Source organism: Candidatus Firestonebacteria bacterium RIFOXYD2_FULL_39_29 (genome assembly GCA_001778375.1).
Taxonomy (GTDB): Bacteria; Oederibacteriota; D2-FULL-39-29; order D2-FULL-39-29; family D2-FULL-39-29; genus D2-FULL-39-29.
Window position 1 is genome coordinate 20,380 of sequence record MFGV01000081.1, and the last position, 10,151, is coordinate 30,530.

The window sequence follows — 10,151 nt, forward strand, 5'->3', positions numbered from 1 at the left end:
AAAGAGAAGAAAGAAAAGGAAAAATATATTATGAAAACAATTGTACAACTTGATAAATCAATAAAATCATTATTCATGTCCTCTTTTTCCTCACTTCTTTTACTTCTTTTTCTGTCATTGCTTCCTTTGCTTTGTTACTCGGACGATTGGTTGACTGAAGGGCATGATGTAGTGCATAGCGGGAAAAGCAGTGATATCGTCAAACCTCCGCTTAAGCTTAAAAGCAGGCTTTTGGAGTCATATAAGGGAAATGGTATAAGACTTGGATTACCTGTTTCTTCGGGCGGGCAATTAAATGTGCATTGGCTTTTAGGAGATCACATTGCATATGCTTTAAACAGTTTAAAGAAACTTTGGCAATTTGGCTATGTTGGATTGTTTCAGGCCTGTGATTATTATCCGGCTATAGGCGGAGAAAATAAAGATTATGTATTTCAAGGCGGAGGGCATGGCGGTATTTTCCAATGCGATGTAAGAAATGGAGCTACGACACGGATGTGGAGTGATATGAACGCGGGAGCAGGCGGAGGTATTTATTATAACGGGTATTTTTATGCGTTTTATTCATCAGAAACAGTCGGCGGCTTTGTAATAAAAAGTGTTTATCCTTATCCGTTATATGGTGATACGAAATGGAAGAGATGCAATAGCTTTGAGTATGATACTACATATCCATTGGAGAAAACAACGCAAGGCGACCTTTCTACCCCATGCATGGCTGAGAACACCTTGTATATTTCGTGGAACGGACATATTCACGCTATGAATCCTGAAACCGGTTTAAGCAAATGGTCAGTAGGAAAACCTTTGCAGTATATAAGTTCTGTCGCGTATGAAAATGGAAAAATATATACAGGAGGTACCGAGGGAATTGGCAGTTATACCTTGAATCCTGCTGTTAATTGCAAAGGCATGATGTATTGTTTGGACGCAAAGACAGGGGATGCGGTGTGGACTTATAAATTTTCTGACAGTATTCTAATGGGAACCGCTAATGGTTATACGAACTATCCTACAACTCCGCCGATAGTAAGCGATGGTATTGTGTATTTTGGAGGGTTGGATGGGAATTTTTATGCGCTAAATTCAACTACAGGAGCATTGATCTGGAAATTTGCGGCAGATTTTCCATTTTCGTACCGTCAGGGAGCTGCGATATCAGATGATGTAATCTATTTTGGCTGTCGTTTAGGTTATAATCTTGTCATTCCTTCATCTGCCGGAGTTTTGTATTGCTGCAACAGATATACCGGAGAGTTATTGTGGAGATGGGAAAATCCGGATAAAGTGGGATTTGGACCTGTAATAATAGCGGATAAAAAACTTATAACGACCGGAGAGTACGGCTATGTTTATGTTTTTGAAGCAGATACGGTTAATACAGAATTAATTCAGAAGCCAAAAAACACATTTCCTTCCATTGTAAAAAGCGGTAATAGTTTTGTAATAGAATGTAAAGGAGTCCCTTCTGATTCCGGCTGGTCGGCAAGCCTTAAAAAATATAATACGACGGTCAATTTGTCAATAACCGCCGGGTATAATGTCACTAAAGCTATTTGGGAATTGACAGCAGTGGTTCCCTCTGACACGCAAGAAGATATGTATGATTTGTATGTCAGTAACAATAGCGGTAATGAAACCAAAGTAAATTCAGTAAAAGTGCTAAAAGATATAAAGACAAGTTATTATTACATCCATATAACCGCGCCAACCTACTCGACATCAAATTATGATTTAACGGTCATGTTAAACCAATTAAAATTAATTAATCCGGAGTTTGTAATAATCAGCGGTAATTTGGTTGGATCCGGGAGTGATAATAATTTTCAAGCCTTGACCGCGGCGCTTCAGAGTTATGATATTCCTGTGTATCCGGTGCCCGGAGAATCTGATTGTAACGGCGGTGTAGATTCTGAGACTCATAAATCTTATGAAAGAAATATTGGGTCAAGGTATTTTAGTTTTAATTATGGAAATCATAAATATTTAGGGATTGATACAACGGATGATAACGGGAAGATTGGTACGGCTCAAATGTCATATGTAAGGCAAGAACTGCAGGGAAGTTATGACATGAAAACAGTTTTTTATTACAAAGACAATGCAAATCAATTACCGTCAATTTGCGATGAATTTGGTGTAAGCGCTGCCTTAAGTTATGGGAGTAATAACAGTACCAAGGCAGGGGTTATTCCGACAAATTATTTAAAAACAAACAGTTGTGTAAGCGGAGCCAGCGGTTATTATAGAGTGGTCAAAGTTATGGATAATAAGGTAAATACATATAATGCTTTGGCGTTATATTCTTCCGGAACACTCCAGCCTCCGATTCAATACAGCTTAACTCCGTATTCTGACAGCACTAATGCAAATGACGGAAGAAGCAAAGTAAATTTGTTAAAGATTGAAAATCATACGACAGAACTGTTTGATAATTGCCGGTTTGAATATTTAATGCCCTCCTCAAACACATATATATTTTATAACGGAGAGTTGGCAAGCAGTATAGATCAGGGAAGCGGCAGGAGTGTTGTAAAAACAAAATATATTATGACCGGCGGGACGGATTATACGCATCCGTATGTAAAGTATGGTTATATAGGTCTTCCCGAAACTGCTTTGGTAAAATATTATTCGGATAAAGATTTAACTCAGGAAGTTGCGTATTATATGACATCGTCTACTCCTTTTCCCAAATATAATTATGCAAAAGATAATAGAATGTATTTTAAAATATTTAATGCAGACGGGGTCTGTCCGTCTTTTAGTATAGATCAGCCCGGTGAATTGGATTTTACCGGAGGTCAAACAGAAAAATTAGACAGTACGGGACTGTTATACAAAGGATATTACGATGTAGTAAAAGATAACGGAAAAGAGTACAAAGACGGAGAAACAAGTATAAAAATAATAAGCAGCGGGAAGATTATAGAACCGGATATCGGTAATATTTTCAGGATAAAAACAATTACCCCGACTCCGTATTTTAAATATTGTACGGCGGTATCGGATGGGATAAATATAAGCGGAGAGGCAATTACAAAAGAGCTTATAGATTATAATTGGAATTATCCAAAGGGGGTGTATGCTTTCCGCAAAGCGCTTCCCTCCGGAGACTGGCAGCTGGTTTATTCGTTTACAACGGCGACATCTAATTATTTCACCTGGAAAGATACAACGGCGGCGGCAGGAATAACCTATAGATATAAATTATGTCAGCGAAATGCTTTGGGAACTGATAGTCTATATACAGATGAGTATGAGGTAACAAGAGGAGGCCCCATAATCTCTGCCGTAACAACCTCAAGTATAACAAGTAACAGCGCTGTGATTAAATGGACAACGGATGTTTTGTCAGATTCTCAGGTGGAGTACGCAGGTTATGCCGGCGCAGGTTATACTGCTTTTACTTATACGGATGTTTCAAGATTAGAGAGTGTCAACGCTTCCCCGTTAGACAGCACTTCTGTGACAAGCCACTCGGTAACTCTTACAGGTTTAACCTTTAGAATTTATGGTTATAGAGTAATATCCAGAACAGTTGATGGCAAGGTAAATAGTTCCGGAGGAATAAGGTATCCGACGTTGACTTTTACAACAACAGGCAATTCCGGTTCAATCGTATCATTGGAAGGAGTAGCAGCTAACCCGTATGTATTTCCGGGAGATAGAAGCAGTGTAACTGTATATGGAAAAGATGCAAGCGGAAAGAGGGCAGATTTTGTTTGGGGAAGTATAGTAAATTATACTGTTACGGCAGGGGGCGGGAGTTTAAGCGCTTTAAGTTCAATTAATACCGCACATTCCACAGCATTAACAACAGGTTCCGGCGCAGGAAATAATAGAGTAATGGCGGTAAAAACAGGAGCGACACCACTTACGGTATATGTAGATGTATCGGGAGTGTATCCCGATCATTATAAGGTAGAATGTCCTGCGAGTATAGTTGCCGGAGAAATATTCAATGCAACGATTACCTCGTATAGCAATGCAGGAGAAACAGTTGTTCTTCCAATTACAACAACTGATAAAAATTTCACAATAAAAGCAGTAAAAGGAGATGATCCAAATACTGTGCTGACGGGAATATATTCGGCTTTGGGATCTCTGACAAGTGGTGTGAAGATAATCGAAGAAGCATATAATAAGGTGGAAACAACAGGAATAAAGATAAAAGTGGAAGATGCCGGAGGAAAGACCGGGATAAGTAATTTAATCAGTGTCTTGGGAAATGCCAATAAAAAATGGAAAATAACAGGGGAGTTAAATAAACAGGCGGCAACGATAGGAGAAAATATAACAATAACAGGAAAAGTGCTGGATATATATGGAAACGCGGTAATAACATCAGGAACACTGGTGACATTTAGTTTAATACAGGGAAATGGGGTGTTAAGTTCAAATACAGCAACAACAGACGGGAATGGAGAAGCAAAAACAACGATAACAGTACCGGACAATATAATAAGTATAGTTGAATTGTCAACAGGGACATTAGAAAAATCAAGAGTATATATAAAAGCAAATGCAATTGCTTCAATAAACTTAGCGCCTGAGGTGACAACAGTAAAGTCCGGGGCAAAAACGGATGTAAATATATATGTAAAAGATGCCGGTGATCAGGGAGTGGCAGGAGTAAATCTAAATATAACTATAATAAGCGGAGCCGGGAGTTTATCCGCAAATTCCATTATAACCGATGAGACAGGAAAAGCAACATTTATGTACATCGGAAATACCGTTTTGGGAGTGAGTACAATAAAAGCAGAAACGGCGGATACAACTGTATCTACGACAGCAAATATAACAACAGTAACAGGTGATTTAGATCATTATGATGTATTAACACCTCTTACGGCAAATGTGGGGAGTAATTTTACCGTTATCATAACTGCCAAGGATAAATATGAAAATCTTATATTGTCAAATGAGTCAGTAAATCTTGAAACGGTAAAGCCGGATAACCCGTCAAGCTTTGGTTTGGGAACTTTAAGTGTATTGGCAGTTACTTTATCTTCAGGGAGTGCGACAATTACAAATGAGACCTATAGCAAGGCTGAGTCAATAAAGGTAAAGGTAAAAAATAGTAATAACATAGAAGGATACAGCGGGACAATAAGCGTAAAAAGCAGTATTCCTTCTGTTTATGATACGGATTTAGTTTATCCTTATGATACAACGACTTACGGGGATAATATAATATTTTTTCATTGTCCGTCTAAAGTAAAAACAGGAACACCGGTTCAAATGGTGACATATGTAAAAGATAATGCAGGAAATGCAGTGGGAAGCACCACAGTAACTTATACAAAAGATAAAGGAACTTTAGCAAATGTAACCCAAACGAGTGATAGTAACGGAATAGTGAAAAATACATTTACAGCCGTTGCAGGAGTTTGCATCGTAACATTATCTAGCGGCACCTCCAGTACAAATGTAACAATTGAAGGATTGACTCCGAATATTATGTCGGTTCCCTCAAATCCGGCTATGTTTAATCAGAACCAATATATAAATTGCGCGGTGTTTATAACATTGAAAGACAGTCTAAATAATGCAATACCATACGGGGTTATAGGATATTCTATCGTTAGCGGTACTGGCACAATTAAGAGTTGCAACCCTTTGAGGGAGGGTACTCAGTATGCCGGTAAGACATCATATATAACAAACAGCGAAGGTGTTTTGAAATTAATGATTAGCGGTTTAACAGCAGGGGCTGATAGTGTGTTGCGGTTGACCTGCAGCGGTATATCCTCTTATGATGTAACTTTAAGAAAAATCGGTAATTATTTTTATGTTTGTAAAAATTCTATAGGACTAGCGGGAACAAATTTTCAGATATCTCCTCAGTTGTTTGATAATACATGGACAGGTGTCTCGAATGCTACTATTAATTTTTCAGTTACAGGTGACTCCGTGTTAAATATAAATTCGGTTCTTACGGATGCTAATGGGTATGCCGGGAATAGCTTATTATTGAGTTCTCAATTTATCCCAAATGTGGTGACTATGAATTATTTGGGAATGACCGCACAAGGAAATATACAAATAATTCAAGGAGATATCGGGCTCACTGCAAATAATTCGGTTATTAGTGCGGGAACCTGTATAACTATTACTGCTAACATAATGAGTTCTTCAGGAAAATCTATTGACTACAATTCTGCCACCAGCGATGGCAATTGTACTGACAACACGGGGACTATTCTTGATCTTTCAATTTTATCAGGTATAGGCGGTTCTTTAGGTGCCTCTCAGGTTGTAACAGACGCTTCCGGGAAAGCAAGTGTGGCTTTTACCGCAGGAAGCAGTACGGGTAATGTAACAATAAGAGCGGTTTCGGGGAGTAAATCAGCAACAGTTAATTTAAAAGTGGTAAATGTCATCGGTTTGGATGTGAATGTGAGCGTTCCAAATCTATTGATTAATTCCGGAAATTCCGATATATCGGTGACTGCTAAAGATAGTTTGGGATATACTGTCAGGGGCGCGTCCGTAGGGTTTAGCTTGATAACCGGAACAGGGAGTTTGACAAGTTCAAATGGCGTAACAGACGATTCCGGAATTGTAAAAACAACTTTAACAGGAGTAAACGCCGCGGGCGATAATACAATAAGAATATCCTGCGGAGGAATTACTAAAGATGTAGTGATAAAAAGCATAAATAGTCTGATAGGCTGTAAAATAAAAATCAGTGCGCCTGCAGTTATGGCATATACAACACTGACTATTATTGGTTCAAATAAGGATATATTTGTTCAAGTTGTAAATAATATAGGAGAAAGTGTGGGAGTAAACGGAATTACCGTTGTTTTTAACGCAACAGGAGGAAACTTTAAATATGCCGGCAATAGTTGGCTGCCTATAGCGAGCATAACAAATGTTACAAATGCTTATGGAAAAATACCGAGTTTGGAAAACACTGCAGCAGCGCAGTACAATACAAATTATTATCCAAGCATCGGACAAAATGCAATAACAATTACTGCCGCAGGATTCACTTCTGATATTGCCAACATATTGGGAGTGTCCGGAAATCCTTATGTATTTTATCTGAGGTCAGAACCTGTAAGCGTAAAACCCGCAGCAAATACTAAAATTATAGCAAAAATAAGTTCCGGTGGGAATCCGTTAGCGGGAGAATCGGTAAAGTTTGTTATGGTTAGCTCAACAGGTTCTTTATCTTCCGGTACTGCGGCGGTAATCACGGATAATAATGGCGAATCAAGTTGTATGCTAAGCGCTACAAATGATCCAAATGATGAGTATTTAATAAGAATAAGTTGTGATACGCTTGGATTATTAGATATTTTAAAGGTGTCCACGGCAAAAACTACTATAGAAAGTTATGGAATAGAACCCTCAATAACAAACGGATTAATTAATCAACCGTTTAATTTAAAAATTAAGGCATTGGATTTAAACGGCGGGTCTGCAGTATTAACGGGTACTGTTGCTGTGACAATTAGCGCGGTATTGACTTCAAATGTGACAATTTTAGGCGCCGGTACTTTAAACATGACAACTTTAACAATTGTAAATAATATAGACAGCAGTGTGAGCTTAACAAATCTGACTTATACGGCGGCGGAAAGTATAAAAATAAAAGTGGAAGGCGGCGGAAAAACAAGTTTAAGCGATGCGATAATATTCACAAAAGAAGCGAGTAGTATGGACGTGGTCATATCTCCGGCAAATTGTATAGCTCCTCAGACTGTGATGGTAAGCGGGAGAATAAAAGATATAGATGAAAAAGGGGTAATCAACAAAACAATAAGCTTTACTTCTACAGTGGGAACATTAAGTACAAATGCCGTGATAAGTGATCCAGACGGGAAATTCAGCGCAATGCTGACAACTCCGGCAAGTGCAGCGACAATAACAGTGACGGCAACCTGTAGTACAATAGTAGGAACAGCAAATGTAACGGCAACGGGGGCGGTTAATTCCTACATAGTAAGTGTTCCAACCGCAGGAGACAGAAACGGATTTGCAATAACGGTAACAGCAAAAGATCTCGGAGGAAATACAGTAAAATGCGGTTCAATGATAAATCTGACAGTAGTAACGGGAACAGGCACCTTGGGAGTAACAACAGTAAGGTTAACTGACGGAGTTGCAACAATAACTGAGACGTACAGCAAAGTGGAAAACGGAGTAAAAATAAAAGCAACAGATGGAAATAATAAACAAGGTACAAGCGGGACCGTTAATTTGTCGGACAGTATGCCGAGGGTAATAACCGTAGCGCCAAACACAGTTTCTAATTCTGCTTCAGTCACTTTAACGATAACCGGGTTGAATTATTACGGAGGAGGAAGTAGTTCCGTGGTAAGCAGTGTAAAGATTAAGGAATCAGCCGAGACAGTGTTAAGCGGTTGGAGCTGTGTAAGCGATAGTGTAATAAACAGCGCAGTAGTTCTTTCTAAAGTAAAATCCGGAACGTATGATGTCATAATAACGACAACACTCGGAGGGAGTAACTCCGTGTCGGATATGAAACTACTGGTAACCACAACAGCGCCGACGATAACAACATTAAGCGGAAGCAGCGCGGAGTACGGAAAAGCAGTGACGATAGCAGTAACCGGCGCAGGGTTCTTCGGAGGTACAGACAGTAATAATTTGACAGGAATAAGAATAACCAGCAGTCCTGTTACGAATATAACAACAGGATACACAGTGGTAAGCGACAGCAGTATAACGAATGTGATCATCCCGTCAAGTATAAATGTAGGCAGCTATAGTTTAATAGTAAAAACAGGGGGAGGAGACAGCGGAGGAAAAGCGGTTACGATAACTGCAGCGTTGCCTACAGTAACAAACGTAATACCAAGCAGCGGATATAAACATATTACAAACACAATAAGACTGGTTGGTTCAGGATTCTTCGGAGGAGTGGGTAGTAATAATGTAACTCAGATAAAATTGAGCGGAACCAGTATAGTAACGATAAACCCTGGATATTCAGTAGTAAGCGATACGGCAATAAATAATGTTGTAGTAAATGGAGGAATAACAAAAGGGACGTATGATGTATTAGTAACGACAGTGGGAGGCACAAACAGTACAAGTACAGTCAGGTATGAGGGAACAGAACTGGCGCCAAGCCCTGTGATAGATACAGTAACCCCTGCAACTGTGGAATACAACAATGCTGTAACCTTGGCAATAGCCGGAAATGGATTTTACGGTGCAACAGGAAGTAATAAAGTAACGGGGATTAGGATAACCACCAGCCCTGTGGCAAATATAGTCGGATATTCAGTGGTAAGCGACAGCAGTATAATTAATATCCCTGTAACCGCAGGTATGGCGATCGGAAGCTATAATATAATAGTAACCACGATTGGAGGAGACAGCTTGGGAAAAGCATTTACAGTGACCTCGCCTATACCCACGGTGACAACTGTTACCCCTTCAAACGGGTATAATTATGTAAATAATACAATAAGCATAACCGGAACAGGATTCTTTGGAGGATTAGGAAGTAATAATGTAAGCCAGATAAAGTTAAACGGAGCTACAACGGTAACGATACCTGCAGGATACTCTGTGGTAAGCGATACTGTAATAAATAATATTGTAGTAAACTCAGGAATAAGTGCAGGAAGTTATGATCTACAGGTAACAAACGGCGGAGGTGCAAGTACGAGTACGGTAAAATATACAGTAATAGCAGATACCACAGCGCCGACAGTAGTTACCGCAGTAGCAAATACAACATTGATAAATATAACATTTAGCGAGGATGTAAGCGCAGCAACGGCAACGAATAAGGGAAATTATTCTTTAGAATCTCCGACAGGGACAGGAGCTAGAAATCTAAGCAGTGCTACGATAAGTTATACGAATAAAGTTGTATCGATAGGGAGTTTGAGCCTGACTTCAGGTAATACGTTTACAGTTACAGTAACGAATGTGCAGGATGCGGCAGGAAATACAATAGTGAATAATGGAAGCACAAATAAAGCATCAGGAACGGTGGCAGCGGGAGATATAACGCCGCCGACAGGAAGTATAAATATAAATAACAGCGCGGTGTATACAAGTACGAATTTAGTTACGTTAACATTGTCCGCCTCAGACGCAAGCGGAGTAACACAGATGAGGTTTAGCGATGATGGAAGCAGTTTTGGAAGCGCTGA

1 pseudogene is annotated in these 10,151 nt (G+C 39.3%); it reads left to right on the forward strand.

What is annotated here, in order from left to right:
• Nucleotides 1-30: 30 nt before the first annotated feature.
• Nucleotides 31-10,151: pseudogene (locus A2536_09815) on the forward strand (hypothetical protein).